Source organism: Pantoea sp. ICBG 1758, from assembly GCF_002928325.1.
GTDB lineage: Bacteria > Pseudomonadota > Gammaproteobacteria > Enterobacterales > Enterobacteriaceae > Pantoea > Pantoea eucrina.
Map to the genome: position 1 here is coordinate 1,774,967 of NZ_POWL01000001.1, position 17,568 is coordinate 1,792,534.

Annotated in this window: 18 protein-coding genes and 1 tRNA gene; 8 read left to right on the top strand and 11 right to left on the bottom strand. The window is 56.7% G+C overall.

Features of this window, described 5'->3' with window-relative positions:
* Window positions 1-38 precede the first annotated feature (38 nt).
* Window positions 39-698, bottom strand: a complete 660-nt coding sequence (ccmB, locus tag C1Y41_RS08530; RefSeq protein WP_039379167.1) for a heme exporter protein CcmB — start codon at window positions 696-698, stop codon at window positions 39-41.
* Complete coding sequence (gene ccmA, locus C1Y41_RS08535; protein ID WP_039379169.1) at window positions 698-1,306, bottom strand: cytochrome c biogenesis heme-transporting ATPase CcmA; 609 nt, start codon at window positions 1,304-1,306, stop codon at window positions 698-700. Before ccmA ends, ccmB begins: the two co-directional genes overlap by 1 nt.
* A 243-nt stretch (window positions 1,307-1,549) precedes the next feature.
* On the opposite strand from ccmA, the gene C1Y41_RS08540 reads away from it, so the two are divergent.
* A complete protein-coding gene (locus C1Y41_RS08540; RefSeq protein ID WP_104085248.1) occupies window positions 1,550-2,488 on the top strand; it encodes a formate/nitrite transporter family protein in 939 nt (312 codons plus the stop codon).
* Window positions 2,489-2,584: 96 nt separating this feature from the next.
* A tRNA-Arg gene (locus C1Y41_RS08545) sits at window positions 2,585-2,659 on the top strand.
* Here C1Y41_RS08545 and C1Y41_RS08550 read toward each other — a convergent pair.
* Window positions 2,619-4,484 carry a 3'-5' exonuclease gene (locus C1Y41_RS08550; protein WP_369826787.1) on the bottom strand — a complete coding sequence of 622 codons (1,866 nt, stop codon included), beginning with the start codon at window positions 4,482-4,484 and terminating at the stop codon, window positions 2,619-2,621. The two genes, C1Y41_RS08545 and C1Y41_RS08550, sit on opposite strands and share 41 nt — an antisense overlap.
* Window positions 4,485-4,759: 275 nt before the next feature.
* Between C1Y41_RS08550 and C1Y41_RS08555 the strand changes: the two genes are divergently transcribed.
* Window positions 4,760-5,005, top strand: coding sequence for a DUF2543 family protein (locus C1Y41_RS08555; protein WP_039385596.1), 246 nt, complete (start codon window positions 4,760-4,762; stop codon window positions 5,003-5,005).
* A gap of 52 nt (window positions 5,006-5,057) precedes the next feature.
* On the opposite strand, the gene C1Y41_RS08560 is transcribed toward C1Y41_RS08555, so the two are convergent.
* The 5 genes from C1Y41_RS08560 to C1Y41_RS08580 are packed head-to-tail and all read right to left on the bottom strand — an operon-like array spanning window position 5,058 to window position 11,198.
* A complete protein-coding gene (locus C1Y41_RS08560; protein WP_039379361.1) occupies window positions 5,058-6,065 on the bottom strand; it encodes a substrate-binding domain-containing protein in 1,008 nt (335 codons plus the stop codon).
* Between the two features lie 34 nt (window positions 6,066-6,099).
* Complete coding sequence (locus C1Y41_RS08565) at window positions 6,100-7,119, bottom strand: ABC transporter permease (RefSeq protein ID WP_369826788.1); 1,020 nt, start codon at window positions 7,117-7,119, stop codon at window positions 6,100-6,102.
* A gap of 33 nt (window positions 7,120-7,152) precedes the next feature.
* The gene (locus C1Y41_RS08570) at window positions 7,153-8,625 is read right to left on the bottom strand and encodes a sugar ABC transporter ATP-binding protein (protein ID WP_071668099.1); all 1,473 of its coding nucleotides are present in this window, start codon (window positions 8,623-8,625) and stop codon (window positions 7,153-7,155) included.
* 17 nt (window positions 8,626-8,642) lie between these two features.
* Complete coding sequence (gene xylB / locus C1Y41_RS08575) at window positions 8,643-10,160, bottom strand: xylulokinase (protein WP_104085249.1); 1,518 nt, start codon at window positions 10,158-10,160, stop codon at window positions 8,643-8,645.
* Between the two features lie 3 nt (window positions 10,161-10,163).
* The gene (locus tag C1Y41_RS08580; protein ID WP_104085250.1) at window positions 10,164-11,198 is read right to left on the bottom strand and encodes an NAD(P)-dependent alcohol dehydrogenase; all 1,035 of its coding nucleotides are present in this window, start codon (window positions 11,196-11,198) and stop codon (window positions 10,164-10,166) included.
* A gap of 212 nt (window positions 11,199-11,410) precedes the next feature.
* Between C1Y41_RS08580 and C1Y41_RS08585 the strand changes: the two genes are divergently transcribed.
* Both C1Y41_RS08585 and C1Y41_RS08590 read left to right on the top strand, forming a co-directional pair.
* Window positions 11,411-11,953: a D-lyxose/D-mannose family sugar isomerase gene (locus C1Y41_RS08585; RefSeq protein ID WP_094112061.1), complete on the top strand. Its 543-nt coding sequence runs from the start codon at window positions 11,411-11,413 to the stop codon at window positions 11,951-11,953.
* Between the two features lie 82 nt (window positions 11,954-12,035).
* A complete protein-coding gene (locus C1Y41_RS08590; RefSeq protein WP_039379376.1) occupies window positions 12,036-13,037 on the top strand; it encodes a LacI family DNA-binding transcriptional regulator in 1,002 nt (333 codons plus the stop codon).
* A gap of 11 nt (window positions 13,038-13,048) precedes the next feature.
* Here C1Y41_RS08590 and C1Y41_RS08595 read toward each other — a convergent pair whose 3' ends face one another.
* On the bottom strand, window positions 13,049-13,921 hold the full coding sequence (locus tag C1Y41_RS08595) for a helix-turn-helix domain-containing protein (protein WP_104085251.1): 873 nt from the start codon (window positions 13,919-13,921) through the stop codon (window positions 13,049-13,051).
* A gap of 182 nt (window positions 13,922-14,103) precedes the next feature.
* On the opposite strand from C1Y41_RS08595, the gene C1Y41_RS08600 reads away from it, so the two are divergent.
* Window positions 14,104-15,003, top strand: coding sequence for a DMT family transporter (locus C1Y41_RS08600; RefSeq protein ID WP_104085252.1), 900 nt, complete (start codon window positions 14,104-14,106; stop codon window positions 15,001-15,003).
* Window positions 15,004-15,040: 37 nt separating this feature from the next.
* Here C1Y41_RS08600 and C1Y41_RS08605 read toward each other — a convergent pair whose 3' ends face one another.
* Window positions 15,041-15,280, bottom strand: coding sequence for a hypothetical protein (locus C1Y41_RS08605; protein WP_039379380.1), 240 nt, complete (start codon window positions 15,278-15,280; stop codon window positions 15,041-15,043).
* A 257-nt stretch (window positions 15,281-15,537) separates the two neighbouring features.
* Between C1Y41_RS08605 and C1Y41_RS08610 the strand changes: the two genes are divergently transcribed.
* Together C1Y41_RS08610 and C1Y41_RS20125 are read left to right on the top strand one after the other, a co-directional pair.
* Complete coding sequence (locus C1Y41_RS08610) at window positions 15,538-16,755, top strand: MFS transporter (protein WP_039379382.1); 1,218 nt, start codon at window positions 15,538-15,540, stop codon at window positions 16,753-16,755.
* A 257-nt stretch (window positions 16,756-17,012) separates the two neighbouring features.
* Window positions 17,013-17,159, top strand: a complete 147-nt coding sequence (locus C1Y41_RS20125) for a hypothetical protein (RefSeq protein WP_166714036.1) — start codon at window positions 17,013-17,015, stop codon at window positions 17,157-17,159.
* A gap of 69 nt (window positions 17,160-17,228) precedes the next feature.
* On the opposite strand, the gene C1Y41_RS08615 is transcribed toward C1Y41_RS20125, so the two are convergent.
* Window positions 17,229-17,510, bottom strand: a complete 282-nt coding sequence (locus C1Y41_RS08615; protein WP_039379385.1) for a hypothetical protein — start codon at window positions 17,508-17,510, stop codon at window positions 17,229-17,231.
* Window positions 17,511-17,568 lie beyond the last annotated feature (58 nt).

The window sequence follows — 17,568 nt, forward strand, 5'->3', positions numbered from 1 at the left end:
TAATAATAAAGAGGGAACGGCTTCTCTGAGGAAGCGCGCTACTGCAGGCTGATCCGCAGCGCCGCAGCGGTGGCAAACGGCGACAGCGTCGCACTTACCGCCAGCATCGCGCCCAGAACCGCCAGATAGCCGCCAACTGGCAGCCCCTGCCCGGCGGCGTCGATAGCCGCACTGGCAAAAATCAGAACCGGAATGGTCAGCGGCAGCACCAGCAGGCTGAGCAGCACGCCGCCACGCCGCAATCCCGTTGTCAGGCCGGTGCCGATAGCACCAAGAAAGCTCAGCGTCGGCGTACCCAGCAGCAGCGTCAGCGCCAGCGCGCGCCAGCCTGCCATATCCAGCGACAGCAGCAGCGCCGCCAGCGGTGACAGCAGGATCAGCGGCAGGCCGGTGACCAGCCAGTGAGCGATCACTTTACCCAGCACCGTGACCGGCAGCGGTGCCGGCAACAGCAGCAGCTGCTCCAGCGATCCATCAAGGAAATCGTCGCGGAACAGGCGCTCCAGCGCCAGCAGCGAAGCCAGCAGAGCGGCGACCCAGACCACGCCGGGCGCAATGCGCGCCAGCTGCTGCGGCTCCGGACCGATGCCGAGCGGAAACAGCGTAATGACGATGAGAAAGAACCACAGCGGGTTGATCACTTCAGCCCCGCTGCGAAACGCAATTTTCAGTTCACGCCGGAGAATACGCAGCAGCATTATTGCCACTCCCCGCTCAGGCGTATTTTACGTAGCGCGGCGGCGGGCAGCTCCTGATGCGTGGTGAGGATCACCGCCCCGCCCTGGCTGGCGTGCTGGTTAAAACGCGCCATGAGTGCTTCGACACCGGCTTTATCGATGGCGGTCAGCGGTTCATCCAGGATCCACAGTCGGGCTGAGCTGAGCCAGAGGCGCGCCAGCGCGACGCGCCGCTGCTGACCCGCAGAGAGCTGCGCCACCGGCACCTCTTCATAGCCGGTCAGGCTGACCTGCTCCAGCGCCGCATACAGCGCCGTCTGGCTGCTGTCGCCGTGCCAGAAACGCAGATTTTCCAGCGGAGAGAGTACCGCTTTTACGCCAGGCTGATGGCCAAGATAGAGCAGGTTTTGTTGCCATATTTCACGCTGACGCTGCAGCGTTTCGCCCTGCCAGCGCACTTCGCCCTCTTCTGCCCGGCTAAGCCCGGCCAGCAGACGCAGCAGTGAGGTTTTGCCGGCGCCGTTCGGCCCTTCTATCTGCACGAGGTCACCCGGCCGGACATGGAAGCTCAGCCCATGAAACAGCATTCGCTCATCGCGAACGCATGAGAGATTAATGACTTCAAACATAGAGGGGCGCATCACCGCAAAAAATGAGGCGGCGATAATACCACACTGTTGCAGTGCGCCGAAGAGTGTGACCGTGCTCTCATTTCGCTGCGCACCGCTGTTTCACGCCTTCAGATCCGAAAACTGTATAAAAAAGCCGCGCGGTTAAAATTTTGTTACGCTTGAAGAAATTCTTCGTAACATTTCAGGCTTACTAAAACCGTCTACGCTTATTACGCATTGGCACTATCACCAGGAGCAAACATGAAGCCATCGCCATCAAATGCTGAACACGACAATGACGTAGACAGCGAAGAAAAAGAGCAAGGCACTGAGATTGAAGTTGATGAAGAGGCCCTGCCCTCGCGGGCAGCGGCGATTCATGAAGAGATACGGCAGGACGGGGAGAAAGAGTTAGAGCGTGACGGCATGGCGCTGCTGTGGTCAGCCATCGCCGCAGGCCTCTCAATGGGCGCGTCGCTGATGGCGAAAGGGATTTTTCAGGTTCATCTTGAGGGTGTCCCCGGCGCCTTTCTGCTGGAGAACCTCGGCTACACCTTTGGCTTTGTGATTGTGATCCTCGCGCGGCAGCAGCTGTTTACCGAGAACACCGTGACGGCGGTCCTGCCGGTCATGCATAAGCCCACCGGCAGCAATTTTATGCTGCTGCTGCGCCTGTGGGGGCTGGTGCTGCTGGGCAATCTGATTGGTACCGGGCTGGCGGCGCTGGCCTTTAACTACATGCCCATTTTTGATGAGGCGACGCGCCAGGCGTTTACGGCCATCAGTGAAAAGGTGATGGAAAATTCGCCGGGCGAGATGTTCGCTAATGCCGTGATCTCCGGCTGGATCATCGCCACAATGGTCTGGATGATCCCGCATGCGGAGAATGCCAAACTGCTGATCATCATTATGATGACGTGGCTGGTGGCGCTGGGCGATTTGGCGCATATCGTGGTCGGCTCGGTCGAAGTACTCTATCTGGTCTTTGCGGGGACAGTCCCGTGGCAGGAGTTTTTCTGGCCGTTTGCGCTGCCCACGCTGCTCGGTAACATCACCGGCGGCACGCTGATTTTTGCCCTGATCAGCCATGCACAGATCCGCAACGACATGAGCGAAGAGGCCAAAGCGAAGGCGCGGGCGGATCAAAAACGCCGCGAGAAAGCAGAAGCGAAGAACGCTGCCGAAGAGCAGACGGAATAACCCGCTCTTCCGGGCGCGGCGCTGCTGACAGAATGAGCAATCACGCCGCGCCCGGTTAACATCCGGGAGACATACGGGTATACTGCGTTTCCGGATGTCTCCTTAGTTAAATGGATATAACGAGCCCCTCCTAAGGGCTAGTTGCAGGTTCGATTCCTGCAGGGGACACCACAGACATCTCTCCCTCATCCTGCAGATCCATACCGGCAAATTTCGACAGCTGCTGACTGATGCTATTTTCTTTGTAGCAGGTGACCAGTAACGCCTGGGTTGCGCGCGTAAACGCCACATACAGCGCCGGGATAGCTTCAGACTCATCTTCAGCCCCTTTATGAACAAATGATGCATTGATCACGGCAACGTAAGGGAATTCAAGCCCTTTGCTGCTCTGAAAGGTCAGCAGATGAACCACATCCTCCCGATGCGAATAGCGTTTTTTATCTTCCGTGGTGAAGCTGACGGCGGCGGGGATCGCATGCTGCTGCAGCAGGTCGATGAGTTTGTCTGCTGAAAAATGCGTAGGACAAAGCACCGCCATATCGCCCCAGCGGCCTGCCGCCGCATACTTCTCTCGCAGCCACGCCACAACGCGACGCGCTTCATCTGTTGCAGACTGACACTGTTCGATATCGGGAATGTCGCTGTTCTCTTCGCCGCAGGCTTCCGGCAGCACCAGCGGAAGCTCCTGATTATGGTGCCGGTCAAAGTAGTCGCGTGAAAAAGCGTAGGCAAAATTGAGAATGCGCCGCGGATTGCGATAATTCACCCGAAGAATAGAGGTGCGCCCCTGAGCCTGAATACCCACGCTCGCCAGCGAAAAGTTCAGCGCTTTCTCGCGCCGGTACAGAGACTGGGCGTCGTCGTACATCAGCAGCAGCGAGCGGCGGGTGTTATCAAACAGCCGGGCTATCAGTGAAAGCCAGCGCCGGTCGAAGTCATGTCCTTCATCCACCAGCACCGCATCATACCCCGCATCCCCGACAGTGCCGCTATCAACCGCATTTTCCAGCGCCGCAAAGCAGTTATCATAATAGCGCCCTTCCCCGCTCATCTTCAGCTTAAAGGTCCGGGCTGCCGTCGCGCACCAGTCATGAAAATGATAGACGTGTACTTTATGCGATAGTCCTCTGGCCGCGATGCATTCACGGATATAGTTAGCCAGAATGATATTAAAACAGAGCACCAGCACAGGGCGTGTGGTGGTCTCGGAAAGGTATAAACAGCGGTAGAGTAAAATCAGCGTTTTACCGGAACCGGCTACGCCATGAATAACACGATGCCCTTCGCCGAGATTGCGTGCCAGCACCTCCTGCTGCAGATCCATTACCCGGTAAATATTACTGCGCTTATTTTTTACCGTAATGGCGATCTCCGGAAAAAGATGCCGGCGCAGAATATCCCGCACAGCCGGCGTTATTGCAGGCCTGAAACGGGTGGTAAAGAGTCCGGAAACTTTAGCGCGAAACGCAGAAACAGAGACAGACTCGGTCATTTCATCCTGACAAATCGTCAGCGCCTGTGGAAATATAGATTCAACCACGCCATCGGCTGAGAGTGATGTCAGCTGCTGACGGGTAATATTAGTAAACACCACACCATAAGCCCAGGCGATATTCAGCTTTCCTTTATACAGGCCTGTTTTTTGCTGCAGTTTCGGATCCTGAGATAACAGGTCAACGGTCGCACAGGCATACTCCCTGACCTGCAGCAGCGGATTTTGCGCCTGCGTTTCGCCCTGAGCATGTCTCAGCGTTACCGTCTGCGGGTCCGCATGCTGAAATGTACTTAGCTTCCAGTCTTTGACCTCAAGGAAAATAAGCCCGTTGGCAGGATCGATAATAACAAAATCGGGATGCCTGTACTGGCGCCCGACCGGAATGTCATACCAGATAAGACAATCATCGCCGAGATGCGATTCAAGCCTCTGGGCGACGCGTCGTTCCCCGTGCGTCATTCGCCCTGAACAGAGCGTCAGGGAGGTCATTAATTTCGCCATAAAACAGTATCCACGTATATAAAGTACATCAGCGCAACACCACGATAACATCGCTATTAAAACTTTAGAATACGATGTTATGCCACTTAGCCCTGTGTCTGTTTATTATGTTGCCGGCATGCTGATAATACCGGCCCGGTACCAGGTTCATGATGACAATAATAGCGCGATGTCTCTGCCTTTTCCGGCAGGCGGGAAAAAGCTGGCAGGAGTGGTATGATTTACGTTAAATGATGCCGCTGGCATCTGACCCCTTCCCGTTTCCGGAGCGCACTATGAAACATGAGATTGATCTGAAGTATTACGATATCGCTGACGCCTACGCTGAAGAGTGTGAAAAACCGGTGAGCGAAGCCGAGCGCGACCCGCTGGCGCACTACTTCCAGCTGCTGATCACCCGCCTGAATAACCATCAGGAGATCAGTGAAGAAGCGCAGCATGAGATGGCGCGCGAGGCGGGAATTGCTGACGCGCGCATTGATGATGTGGCGAACTTTCTGAATGAGTGGGGCAACGAGTAAACGGCTTTGGCAGGCTGTCTGCTGGCAGACAGCCTGCCCGCCGTCGCGTTGATTACTTACGCGCGTCCAGCAGCTGCTGCGCATTATCCGCAGTAACCGTGGTCCACGGAATGTAATAGTGTTTTTTCGTGCCGCCATCCCAGGCGAGATCTTTGGCATACTGCTGCCAGATGTCAGACTGCGGCTGATAGCCTGCGCCTTTTACCGCACGCAGCGCGACATCAATAGCGCCCTGCATCTGGCCTTTCGCATCCTGCAGAATAGAGACCATTTCACCCGCCTGAACGGCATGAATCGCATCAGACACCCCATCCACACCCGCAATGGCGAAGTCGTTCACGTTCAGCCCGGCGCCCTTAATCGCTTCAATGGCTCCCAGCGCCATCTCATCGTTTTGCCCAATCACCCCGTTGATTTTGCCGCGATGCTTCTGCAGCCAGTTCTCCATCAGCGGCTGTGCTTCAGCGCGTGACCAGTTGGCCGTTTTTCTCTCCAGTACGGTAACCTGGCCCGGACCACACTCCGCTATCGCTTTATCATTGCCTTTGCCGCGCTGGATCTCACCGCTGCCGCCCTTCGGCCCTTCAATAATGACGACATTGACCTTTTTGGTTTTGCACTGCAGCTTATCCAGTACCGCTTTGGCTTCCAGATAGCCGCCCAGCTCATCATTAGAGACCACTTCGGACGTCATCTCTTCCGTATTCAGGCGGGCGTTGGTGACCACCACCGGAATTTTAGCCTCTTTAGCATTGGTCACAATATCGATGTTGGCTTCATAATCCATCGGGTTCACGATAATCGCGTCGGCACGCGTCTGGATAGCGGTCGCCGCCTGGTCATTCTGCACCGACGCGTCATAACGACCATCATAAAAGGTGAGCACGGCTTCACCACTTTTTACTGCCGGATGCGCTTTACCGTAGCGCTCCATCAGCTGAACGAACTCCGCCTTATTGCCATACATCAGCACAGCGATTTTTACGGGGGCAGCCTGCGCTATGCTAATCGCGCCCAGCGTCAGGGCTGAGGTTAACAGAGCGATAGATCTTATTTTCATTGTTCTCTCCTGGCAGGGTTTATCTATTCAGAGGTTAATCGCGCTGTTGTTTACGCGACGGGTCGAGCAGTACAGCCACTACAATCAGAGCGCCTTTGATGATCTGCTGGTAGTAAGACTGCACCCCCAGTAAATCCAGGCCGTTATTCATTACGCCGATGATCAGCACGCCAAAAAAGGTGCCGACAAGCGTACCGACACCGCCAGCCATACTGGTGCCGCCAATCACTACCGCAGCAATCGCATCAAGTTCATAGCCTGCGCCCGCGTTGGTCTGTGCCGATCCGGTGCGTGCGGTGAGGATCAGCCCGGCGATTCCGGCCAGCGCGGCGCACAGGGTGTAGACCATGACTTTTATTCCGACGACGCTGATCCCTGACGTGCGGGCACTTTTCGGGTTGCCGCCAACGGCATAGACGTAGCGCCCGAGCAAAGTTTTATTGAGCAGCAGCCACGCGAGACCAAACAGTACGACAAAGATAATGACCGGTACGGGTATGCCGGCTATGTAGCCGTTGCCGAGCCAGCGAAAATCGCTGTTAAGCTGCGAAACCGGGTTGCCGCCGGTGGTCAGCATCGTGAGTCCGCGCGCAGCGGAGAGCATGCCCATGGTGACGATAAACGGCTGCAGCCGGTAACGCGCCAGCACGGTACCGTTGATCAGGCCGCAGACAATGCCAATTCCCAGCGCGATAATCATTGGCACCATCACCGCATGTGCCGTATCCCCAATTGCCATACCGCTGTTGTTCGTGGCGAAACGTGCAGCAACAATGCCGCTCAGCGCCAGCACCGATCCTACCGACAGATCGACGCCGGCAGTGATAATCACAAAGGTCATGCCGATCGCTAAAATGCCGTTGATAGAGACCTGGCGCAGCACAATCAGCATATTTTCATTACTGAGAAAATAGTTACTGCTCCAGGCGCCATTAGCGACCTGCAGCTCGCCGACGGCAGCCACAATCAGGCAAAGCACAAAGAACGCGATGATGATGCCGTATTTGTGCATACGTCTTTTGTTGCGCGTAAAAAATGAGATGCCGGAAGGCATGGAATGTGTGGTGTTCATAACGTGATCTCTCTGTTAAACCGCCAGCTTCATCAGTTCACTCTGCGTTGCCTGAGCCGCACTCAGCTCTCCCGCCAGCTGTCCGTCGCGAAAAACCAGAATGCGATCGCTCATGCCGATGATCTCCGACAGCTCTGAGGAGACCATCACGATCCCCTTGTTTTTCAACGCAAACTCGGACATAAAGCGATAAATCTCTTTTTTCGCGCCGACATCAATACCGCGGGTAGGCTCATCCAGCAGCAGTACTTCCGGGTCCAGTAATGCCCAGCGTCCCAGCACGACTTTCTGCTGATTGCCGCCGCTGAGGTTGCCCACCAGCTGTTCGGCATCCGGCGTTCTGACGTTAAAGCGTTTGATCATCTCCAGGCTGCGCTGCTGCTCCTGCTTCTCACTGATAAAACCGGCGCGGGAGATAGCGCCAAATGAGGCGATGTTGATGTTTTCGCGAATCGAACGGCAGAGCACCAGCCCGGTTGCTTTGCGATCTTCTGTGACATAAGCGATGCCGTGCCGGATCGACTCTTTCGGTGAGTGGCGGCCCAGCACCACCTCGCCGAGGCGAATGGTTCCGCTGTCTGCGTGTTCAATCCCAAACAGTAAATCGAGAAACTCGCTGCGCCCGGAGCCAACCAGCCCGTAAATGCCGAGGATTTCGCCCCGCTTCAGGTGCAGGCTGATATCGTTGATTTTATTGCGCCAGCGCAGGTTTTTTACCTCCATCATCACCTCATTACCCGGCTGATTAAACTTGGCAAATTCACTCTCATATTCTCCGCCAATAATCTGCTCAATCAGCTGCTCGCGCGTGATATCGGCCAGCATGCCCTCCTGCACCCAGGCGCCATCGCGAAAGATGGTATAGCTGTCGGCAATCTGGAAAATCTCGGAGAGGCGATGGGAGACATAAATAATGCCTTTGCCCTTTTGCGCCAGCCGGGTCAGGGTCTGAAAGATTTTTTGCGCATCCTCCTCGCCAATCGCTGAGGTTGGCTCATCCATGATGATGATGTCAGCATTCGCGTGCGAGAGCGCTTTGGCGATCTCCACCAGCTGCTGCCCGGCAACGCTGAGGTTACGCATCTTTTCAGTAGCAGAGATGTCAAAGTCGAGCTCTGCCAGCAGCGCGCGAGTACGCTGATTGAGCGTGGCAAAGTCAACAAAACCAAAGCGGCGCGGTTCGCGTCCCAGCCAGATATTTTCAGCCACCGTCAGGTCCGGAATTGCGCTCAGCTCCTGCTGAACAATCGCGATACCGGCGGCCAGCGCGTCCCGCGGATGGGCAAAGCTGCAGCGCCTGCCGCGAATAAATATCTCTCCGGCGTCGGGCTGGATAAACCCCATTAAGATGCTGAGAAAGGTCGACTTTCCGGCACCGTTGCCGCCGCACAGCGCGTGAATGGAGCCGGGGCGCAGCGCAAATTCGGCGTTTTTCAGCGCCACAACCGGACCAAACGCTTTGCGGATCCCCGTGACTTCCAGCAGCATCTCCTGGTTATTTCTGGTCACAATGCCACCTCCGGATAAGTCGTGCTGAGACGCTTCAGATAGCGCTGATAGTGCGTTTCATAGGTCTGATGGCGCGCGGCATTGGGCACGGCGCGGGTACTTTCATCCGGCGTGACAAAGCGCTGGCACAGCGACTGCAGTAACGCATCCGGCTGCTGTGCCGGGTTATCCAGCAGCGCGCTGGCCCACATCGCCTGAATTGCCGCACCCAGCGCGGCGGTTTCCGGAATACGCAAAGAGACCACCGGGCAGTTCATGACGTCAGCCACAATTTGTCGCCAGCCAGCGCTGCGCGCGCCGCCGCCGGTAAGGCGGATCTCCTGCGCGCTGATGCCCTGCTGCCGGAACAGATCAAGTCCGTAACGTAATCCGTATGTGGCACTCTCCACGGCGGCGCGGCAGAGGTTAGCGCGGGTAAAATTCACGGCGTTCAGGTTGTGCAGACTCGCCTGCGCGTGGGGCAGCGCCGGCGTGCGCTCGCCATTAAAAAACGGCAGCATCTCAACGCCCTCAGCCCCCGGCTCTGCCTGGTTCAGCAGCTGATTAAAGCCGGTAAGATCCTCTGCCAGCAGCGTCTGGATCAGCGTGGTCGCCGAGGTGACATTCATGGTGCAGATCAGCGGCAGCCAGCAATTAGTGCTGGAGCAGAAGCTGGCAATCAGGCCGTTTTCGTCAGTCACCGGCGTCTCACTGCAGGCGAACAGCGTGCCGGATGTTCCCAGGCTGAGCGTCACCGTGCCAGGCGCAATATTGCCGGACCCGATGGCGGCCATCATATTATCGCCGCCGCCTGTCGCGACCCGCACCGTGCGGCGTAGTCCCAGCCGCTGCGCCGCTTCCGGCTGCAGGGTGCCGATACACTTTTGCGCGGCAGCCAGCGGCGGCAGCGCCTGCCACAGCCGGCCGTCAGGATCGATAAGCTCCACCGTATGCCGATCCCAGCTGCGACTGCGGATATCCAGCAGTCCGGTGCCGGAGGCGTCGCCATACTCCATAACCCGTTCGCCGGTCAGCCAGAAGTTAAGATAATCGTGCGGCAACAACACGGTATGTAAACGCGCCCACAGCGCCGGATGCTGCTGCTTCAGCCAGAGAATTTTTGAGGCGGTGTAGCCGGTAGCCGGAACAATCCCGGGCTGTGCCAGCGCACCGCTAACCCCTCCCAGCTGCTGCAGCAGCCAGCTGTTCTGTGCATCGGTGGCGGTATCGCACCACAGCTTTACCGGATGCAGCACCGCTCCGGCTTCATCCAGCGCCACAAAGCCGTGCTGCTGGCCGGAGACGCTGAGCGCAGTAATCTGCTGTGTATCAATAGCGGCGTCTGAGGCTGCCTGATGGAATGCCGTGACCAGCGCGTCGATCCAGTCGCTGGCATGCTGTTCACGGGCGCCATCCGCCCCGCTCTGCAGCCGGTGCGGCGCGCTGCCTTCGCCGACGATCGTCCCCCGCTCGCTCTCCACGATAACCACGCGCGTTCCCTGCGTGCCGCAATCTATGCCTGCATAGAGCGCCATGCGTCACTCCATCTCCAGCATGATTTTGATATCCGCCGCATGGCCCGCGGCTGCGCGGTCAAACGCTTCAACGCTGTCGGCGAATTTATAGGTGTGGCTGATCAGCGGCTCTACCCGCAGCTTGCCGCTGCTTAACAGGCGCAGCGTGCGGGGATACATATTGGCGTAGCGAAAAATCGTTTTGAAGGTCAGCTCTTTGGCCTGTGCCGCAACAATATCCATTGGCGCGGCGTCCACCGGCATGCCCACCAGAATGACGGTAGCACCCGGCGCCGCGTGTTCCGCCAGCGTGGCAATAGCAGGTTTGGCTCCGCTGCACTCAAACACCACATCCGCGCCGTTACTGCTGGTCAGTTCTGAGACTTTACCGGCCAGATCGCCGGTTTTGATGTTAACGGCGTGCAGCCCTTCATACGCTGCCGCCACGGCAAGCTTTTCATCAAACATGTCGCAGATGATGACATCGGAACAGCCGCCTGCCAGCGCCGCCAGCGCCGTGACCACGCCGATCGGACCGGCCCCCAGCACCAGGCCGATATCGCCAGGTTTGATGCCGGCTTTGGTCGCGGCCTGCATCGCCACCGCCAGCGGCTCCACCATGGCCCCTTCGCGGAAGCTGACATTTTCCGGCAGCTTAAACGTGAACGCCGCAGGATGAATGACCGTTTCACGCAGGCAGCCATGTACCGGCGGCGTTGCCCAGAAGCGCACGGCGGGATCGAGATTGTAGAGACCGGCGCGCGACTGATCGGAGTGCATATCCGGGATCCCTGGCTCCATACAGACGCGATCGCCCGCCTTCAGGTGCGTCACGTTTTTACCGATCTCCAGCACAATGCCAGCGGCTTCATGACCCAGCACCATCGGTGCCTCCACCACAAACGGACCAATCCGGCCATGTTTGTAGTAGTGAACATCGCTGCCGCAAATCCCTACCGAGTGAATTTTAATTTTGACATCGTTATCACCCAGCACTTCATCAAATTCCCGATCTTCAATCGCAATGTGGCCTGCCTGAGTCAGAACTAACGCTTTCATTTACGCCCCCGGATTCATTTTAATGGTATCGATATCATTTCAATGCGGCGATACTGACCTAAAAAAAACGTGAAAACTGTGATGCAAGCTGAATAATATCGATCTGCAGTAGCGCAATTTAGCCCTGTCGCAGCGAATTGCGGATCGGGATCACAGAAGATCACAAGCGGAACACGCTTTAATGGTATCGATATCATTACAGGAGAAACCGTATGACCGATTATCCGCAGGCGATCCAGCGCACCCTGACCTTTTTAGAGCAGGCGAATATTGTTCTCACCCCTGCAGAGCAGAAGAAGATTGAGATTGCTACTTTCGGCCTGGACGATTACCCCGCCTCAGGTTTGCAGCTGTTAACCTATATCAACGAACCGCGCTATTGCGCTAAAGAACTGGTGCTGTTTCCCCGCCAGACCTGTCCTGAACATCGGCATCCGCCGTTTAACGGCACGCCAGGCAAGCAGGAAACCTTTCGCTGCCGCTGGGGCGAGGTCTATCTGTTTGTCGATGATGAACAGCTTACGCCAAACGATGCGACCGGCACTCCGCGCTGTCAGGTGCCTGCCGGCAGTGAAACCGCCTATACCTGCAGCCGCTATATCCTGCTGCGTCCGGGCGAACAGTACACCATTAAACCCGATACGCGGCACTGGTTTCAGGCGGGCGAACACGGGGCCGTTATCTCTGAATTTTCGTCAGAAAGTCGCGACGATCTGGATATTTTCACCGACCCGCGCGTCAGGCGACTCGCCTAGCGCAGCGAGATCGCTTAACGCGGTACGATCTGCCATGATTGACTCATGATACAAAATGACAGGGTTGATTAAGGAGCCAGACTTGGCAGCAGGACGGGGACGCAAGGCAACGCTGGCAAGCGTTGCTGCCCAGGCAAACGTAAGCAAAATTACCGCCTCGCGCGCTTTTTCACAGCCGGAGAAAGTGCATCCGGAGACGCTGCAGCGCATTCACGCTACTGCAGAGCAGTTGGGCTATGTGATGAATACGGCTGCGCGCAGCCTGCGGGCGAAAAGCAGTAAAACCATCGGGATCGTCAACCCCGATATGGCAAACCCCTTCTTTGGCGGCCTGACGCGTCTGATGACGCTTGAGGCGAACAAGCTGGGCTACGATACGCTGGTTTTTGACTCCTGTGAGTCGCAGGAGAATGAGAACCGTATTATCGATAAGCTGATTGGGTATAACGTTGATGCCATTATTCTGTCGGTGATCTCCAACGATCTCCACTATCACCCGGCCTATATGAGACGGCTGGAGACGCTGAATATACCGGTGGTGCTGGTCGACCGCGAGCTGCAGGTTTCCCACTGCAGCGGCGTCTATATTGATAACCTCGACTGCGGCCTGCAGACCGGTCGCTGGCTGGCGGAACAGGGGGCGCAGCGTATTGTCGTGGTCTCCGGCCCGGAAAAGTCGAACGTTGCGCGTGAGCGCGTGCTCGGCCTGCAGGCCGCGCTGCAGGGAAAAGCTGCCTCGCTTGAGGTGCTCTATGCCGACTTTTTTATGGATGCGGCCTGGCAGGAGACCCGGCGCTGGCTGAAACAGCACCCCGCCCCTGATTACTTCGTGGGGTGTAACAATCAGATCTCACTCGGCATTATCAAAGCCTGTATCGAACACAAACTCAGTCTGCAACAGCAGGTAAAGCTGTTCAGCATTGATGAGGTCACGCAGGCGGATATTTATGGCTTTCACTTTCCCTGCATCGCGCACGATCTGCAGAGCATCGCCTGGCAGGCGCTGAATCTGGCGCTCCGGCGTATTAACGAAAGCGACAGCAAGCCGGGCAAAGTTATCGTGCGGGGTGAAGTGCTTCCCTGACGACGCGCTTTTTACCGGCTAAAGTCCTGCCGCCACGCGGAGGGCGCCACGCCGTGCAGCTGGCGGAACCGGTTACTGAAATGGCTGGCGGAGTGAAAACCGCAGCGCAGTGCAATCTCCGTTAGCGGCAGGGTGCTGTGCATCAGTAGCTCTTTCGCCACCGCCATACGGCGCTGCATCACATATTGGTGCGGCGCGCTGCCGGTGCTGCTGCGAAACATACGCGCAAAATGATATTCGCTGAGCGCAGCTTCTGCGGCCAGCCGCGCCAGCGTCAGCGGCTGATCGAGCTGCGCATCAATCAGGGCAATGATCCGGCGCAGCACGGCGGGTGCCAGGCCGCCCCGCACGGCGGGCAGCTGCCAGTGCACATCGCTGTAGCGATGCAGCAGATGCGTCAGCAGCAGCGTCGATGCGCTGCTCAGCATCAGCTGATTGGCGGGCTGCTGCCAGCTGACGCTGAGCAAAAAATGGCGATAGAGCTGCGTAATGCGATCGTCATCAGCAAAAATCTTCTCCTGCAGATTCAGACTGGCTGGCGTGCGATCCCAGATCTGTTCGCCAAGCTGGCGTAAATGGGTATCGGTGCAGTAGAGGTGCACGAATGCGAGGTCGGCCCGCAGATCCCAGGTGGACTCCATACCGGACGGCATCAGGCAGAAACGATCCGGGGCGCCACCGTTGCGCCACCCGTGCGCGGTTTTATGCCAGGTATCATACCCCTCTTCGATATAGAGGCTCAGGGTATGGTGATCGCTGTGGTTGGTTACGCGGTCGCCGCTATTAAACCAGGCTGCCAGCCGGATCCCGCCTGAAAGCGGTACGCTATCACGCAGCTGAGCCTTTCGGTTTTTTAGCATAGTAAAGGTCTGGTAATCGGACATTGCGCATATCACATCGGCAGCGGTTAACCAGCAGTTTACCCGTCCGGACGATGGAAAACAGCGCGGCAGTCGGTGTGAGAATGAAAAAAGCGCAAGTTTTTGCAAGTGCTGCGCAATCGGGTGCAAGCGCCCGCCCGCGCCTGCGCGGATACTGTCGTCCTGTCTCTGCCGGAGTATTAACGATGAATGTAGTGCTGTATCTGAGCGTGGTGCTGATCTGGGGCACCACCTGGCTGGCGATCTTTCTGCAGCAGGACGCAGCCACCACGCCGGTCTATGTGGCTGTTTTCTGGCGCTTTCTCTTCGCCTCGCTGCTGATGCTGGCGCTGCTGACGCTGTGCCGCCGTCTGCGATCGCTGGACAGGCGCGATCATCTGTTTTGTCTGCTGCAGGGAGGCTGTGTTTTTGGCTTCAACTTTGTCTGCTTTTATCATGCAGCAGCCTGGATCAGCACCGGTCTGGAGTCGGTGATTTTTTCCATGGCGGTGATCTTTAACGCGCTCAACGGCTGGCTCTTTTTTGGCCAGCGTCCGCCGCTGCGCCTGGTGCCTGCCGCGCTGCTCGGTATGGGCGGTATCGTCGCGCTCTTCTGGAGCGATATTCGCGCGGCGCACCCCTCGCCGCAGCTGTTATGGGGCGCGGGCCTGAGTGCGCTGGGCACCTTTGGCTTTTCGCTGGGTAATATGATTTCAGCCCGGCATCAGCGCCGCCAGCGCGATATTCTCACCACTAACAGTTACGCCATGCTCTACGGCGCGCTGATCATGGCGGTAATGGCATGGCTTAATGGCGATGCGCTGCAGCTGCCGCGCAATCTGCAGTGGCTGGGCGCGATGAGTTATCTGGCGCTGTTTGGTTCTGTGATTGGATTTGGCGCTTACTTCACGCTGGTGGGTCGCATCGGTGCCAGTCAGGCGGCCTACAGTACGCTACTTTTTCCGCTGGTTGCGCTGACGCTCTCGACAATTTATGAAGGCTATCAGTGGCACGCTAATGCCGTGGCGGGACTGACGCTGATTTTGCTGGGCAACCTGGTGATGTTTATGCGCTGGCCGGTGCGCCGCGCACTGCGGCTGGCCTGACAGCAGAAGCGGGCGTGCAGCCCGCTCTGCTCATCCTCTAACGCCAGCCACCTGCGCCGGACTGAAGCTGCTGCGGCTGATTAAGGGCTTTTCTGGCGATCCAGTAAAGCATTACCCGCTCATCATCCCTGTCACGATCGGCCATAGCCAGCAGCTTTAACGACAGCGTGGCTTTGTTGACAGGCTGATGTTCATCGCTCAATTCGATCACCGCCTGACCGATAAGACAGCAGACTTCATCTCCACTGGATACGGATTCATATGCTCGGTCTTTCATATTTCCTCCCGTTGGTTGAAATATAAGCCTGGCAAACATCCCGGACTCTGCAGCAAAATCGCCTCGCTTAACATACCTGGTTACATATGCTCATCGCAGGACATACCGGGACGTGAATTGTCACGCTGCTGCCATTCATACCGGAAAAACGGCATTTCATTCTGTTTCTCTGACCGCTGAAGCGGGATCCGGCCGCGGCTACGCGCGTGCGCGCTAAGCTGCCAGCAGACTCCATATTCCCGGACGGGAGAATCACCATGACCACAGCCTCAACGGCGCACTACCAGCGCACCCGCATACTGACTCTGATCGGCACTGTCATTACCCAGCTTGCGCTGGGGTCAGTGTATACCTGGAGCCTCTTTAACGGCGCGCTGGCGCATAAACTGCACGAATCAGTCAGTCAGGTTGCTTTCTCCTTTGGGTTGCTCAGCCTGGGGCTGGCTATCGCCTCCTCGCTGGCAGGCAAGCTGCAGGAGCGTTTTGGCGTGCGTAATGTGACTATCGGAGCCGGCATCCTGATGGCAGCCGGATTCTGGCTGACCGCGCAGGCTGATAACCTGATGATGCTTTATCTGAGCGCCGGTATTCTGGTGGGCCTGGCAGATGGTGCGGGCTACCTGATGACGCTATCCAACTGTGTAAAGTGGTTTCCTGAGCGCAAAGGCCTTATCTCCGCCTGTTCAATCGGCGCCTACGGTCTGGGGAGTCTCGGCTTCAAATTTATCTGCGGCACCCTGCTGGATGCTGTTGGCCTGGAGAACACCTTCATGATCTGGGGCGTGCTGGCGATGAGCATGATGTTCTGCGGCGCGCTGCTGATGCGCGATGCGCCGGTGCGTGCTGCCAGCAACAATCCGCAGCATGCCGGACGCGACTTTACGCTGGCACAGGCGGTTCGCCTGCCGCAATACTGGATGCTGGCGCTGATGTTCCTCACCGCCTGTATGAGCGGCCTGTATGTGATCGGCGTAGCGAAAGATATCGGCGAAGGAATGGTGCACCTTACGCCGCAGATAGCCGCCAGTGCCGTAACGGTTATCGCCATTGCCAACCTTAGCGGCCGGTTAACGCTGGGGGTACTGTCAGACAAAATGGCCCGTATCCGGGTGATCTCACTGGCGCAATGTATTGCGCTCGCGGGCATGAGTATTTTGCTGTTTACCCGTATGAACGAAACCACTTTTTTTGTCTCGCTGGCCTGCGTAGCCTTCAGCTTCGGTGGCACAATCACCGTTTTCCCGGCGCTGATCAGCGACTTCTTTGGCCTGAACAACCTGACAAAAAATTACGGGCTGATCTACCTCGGGTTTGGTATTGGCAGCGTGCTCGGCTCGCTGGTCGCCTCCCTGTTCGGTGGCTTTACCGTTACCTTTAGTCTGATCATGACGCTGCTGGTTATTTCGCTGCTGCTTTCACTGAGCGTTCGTCAGCCGCGCCGTCAGGCAATTAACAGGCCTGCACTGCATAATTAACTTACAGGCGAGCGCTGTTATCCTGAGCGCTCGCACTTTTATTTTTCATCCGCAGGCGCGAATTATTGTCTTTCAGAATTATCGCGCTAATATAGCCTGCTATTCAGCTTATTCTGATTCAAATAGAAAAACCCGCTTTCCCGATCTTTTATTTAGACACATCTGGCAATATTTATCTAAATAACTCTACATTTGCTGCATCTTCACTCCACTATTCCGGCGTAATCTGACCTCACTGGAAAAGAGGAGGTCTTTCCATGAAAAAGCTTATTTCGTTAACGTCGATAGCGGTTATGGTCAGTTTGCTCAGCGGATGTATTATTGAGCACGACCGTGGCCGCGGCGCTGGCTGGGGTCATGACCGCGGCTGGCATCATGGCCACCACGGGCATCGTCACGGATAATCGGGCAAAGCGCACACAGCACTAATAAAAAAATAAATAAGCAGGGCGGGAATATATCCCGCCCTTTTTTTAGCTTTTAATCGCGTAATTACACTGATACCAGGCTTTCTTTAATCCTGGCAGATGACTGTCCTGAGCAGGCAGCGAATCCACTTTATCAAAACCCCGCTCGCTGCAGTAATTTGCCAGGTCAACATTCATGGCATCCCGATTAAGGCTATGCGGGTCGTAACGATATTGAACGGTGTTGGACGTATTATCTTCATCTACACGTTCAAATCCGCCAGGCTGATTAACGCTGCAGCCCGCCAGCATAATGAGCGCTAACGCGCCGGTAACGATATTTTTCATTCAGGTGTCCTCTTCAGGCGTCGAAGTGTAAACAACGATGCCACCGCGCGCCTATAGG

Excerpts from the sequence above, each read along its gene's own strand:
- ccmB (WP_039379167.1), bottom strand. The coding sequence starts at position 698 with ATGCTGCTGCGTATTCTCCGGCGTGAACTGAAAATTGCGTTTCGCAGC.
- ccmA (WP_039379169.1), bottom strand. The coding sequence starts at position 1,306 with ATGTTTGAAGTCATTAATCTCTCATGCGTTCGCGATGAGCGAATGCTG.
- C1Y41_RS08540 (WP_104085248.1), top strand. The coding sequence starts at position 1,550 with ATGAAGCCATCGCCATCAAATGCTGAACACGACAATGACGTAGACAGC.
- C1Y41_RS08550 (WP_369826787.1), bottom strand. The coding sequence starts at position 4,484 with ATGGCGAAATTAATGACCTCCCTGACGCTCTGTTCAGGGCGAATGACG.
- C1Y41_RS08555 (WP_039385596.1), top strand. The coding sequence starts at position 4,760 with ATGAAACATGAGATTGATCTGAAGTATTACGATATCGCTGACGCCTAC.
- C1Y41_RS08560 (WP_039379361.1), bottom strand. The coding sequence starts at position 6,065 with ATGAAAATAAGATCTATCGCTCTGTTAACCTCAGCCCTGACGCTGGGC.
- C1Y41_RS08565 (WP_369826788.1), bottom strand. The coding sequence starts at position 7,119 with ATGCCTTCCGGCATCTCATTTTTTACGCGCAACAAAAGACGTATGCAC.
- C1Y41_RS08570 (WP_071668099.1), bottom strand. The coding sequence starts at position 8,625 with ATGCTGCTGGAAGTCACGGGGATCCGCAAAGCGTTTGGTCCGGTTGTG.
- xylB (WP_104085249.1), bottom strand. The coding sequence starts at position 10,160 with ATGGCGCTCTATGCAGGCATAGATTGCGGCACGCAGGGAACGCGCGTG.
- C1Y41_RS08580 (WP_104085250.1), bottom strand. The coding sequence starts at position 11,198 with ATGAAAGCGTTAGTTCTGACTCAGGCAGGCCACATTGCGATTGAAGAT.
- C1Y41_RS08585 (WP_094112061.1), top strand. The coding sequence starts at position 11,411 with ATGACCGATTATCCGCAGGCGATCCAGCGCACCCTGACCTTTTTAGAG.
- C1Y41_RS08595 (WP_104085251.1), bottom strand. The coding sequence starts at position 13,921 with ATGTCCGATTACCAGACCTTTACTATGCTAAAAAACCGAAAGGCTCAG.
- C1Y41_RS08600 (WP_104085252.1), top strand. The coding sequence starts at position 14,104 with ATGAATGTAGTGCTGTATCTGAGCGTGGTGCTGATCTGGGGCACCACC.
- C1Y41_RS08605 (WP_039379380.1), bottom strand. The coding sequence starts at position 15,280 with ATGAAAGACCGAGCATATGAATCCGTATCCAGTGGAGATGAAGTCTGC.
- C1Y41_RS08610 (WP_039379382.1), top strand. The coding sequence starts at position 15,538 with ATGACCACAGCCTCAACGGCGCACTACCAGCGCACCCGCATACTGACT.
- C1Y41_RS20125 (WP_166714036.1), top strand. The coding sequence starts at position 17,013 with ATGAAAAAGCTTATTTCGTTAACGTCGATAGCGGTTATGGTCAGTTTG.
- C1Y41_RS08615 (WP_039379385.1), bottom strand. The coding sequence starts at position 17,510 with ATGAAAAATATCGTTACCGGCGCGTTAGCGCTCATTATGCTGGCGGGC.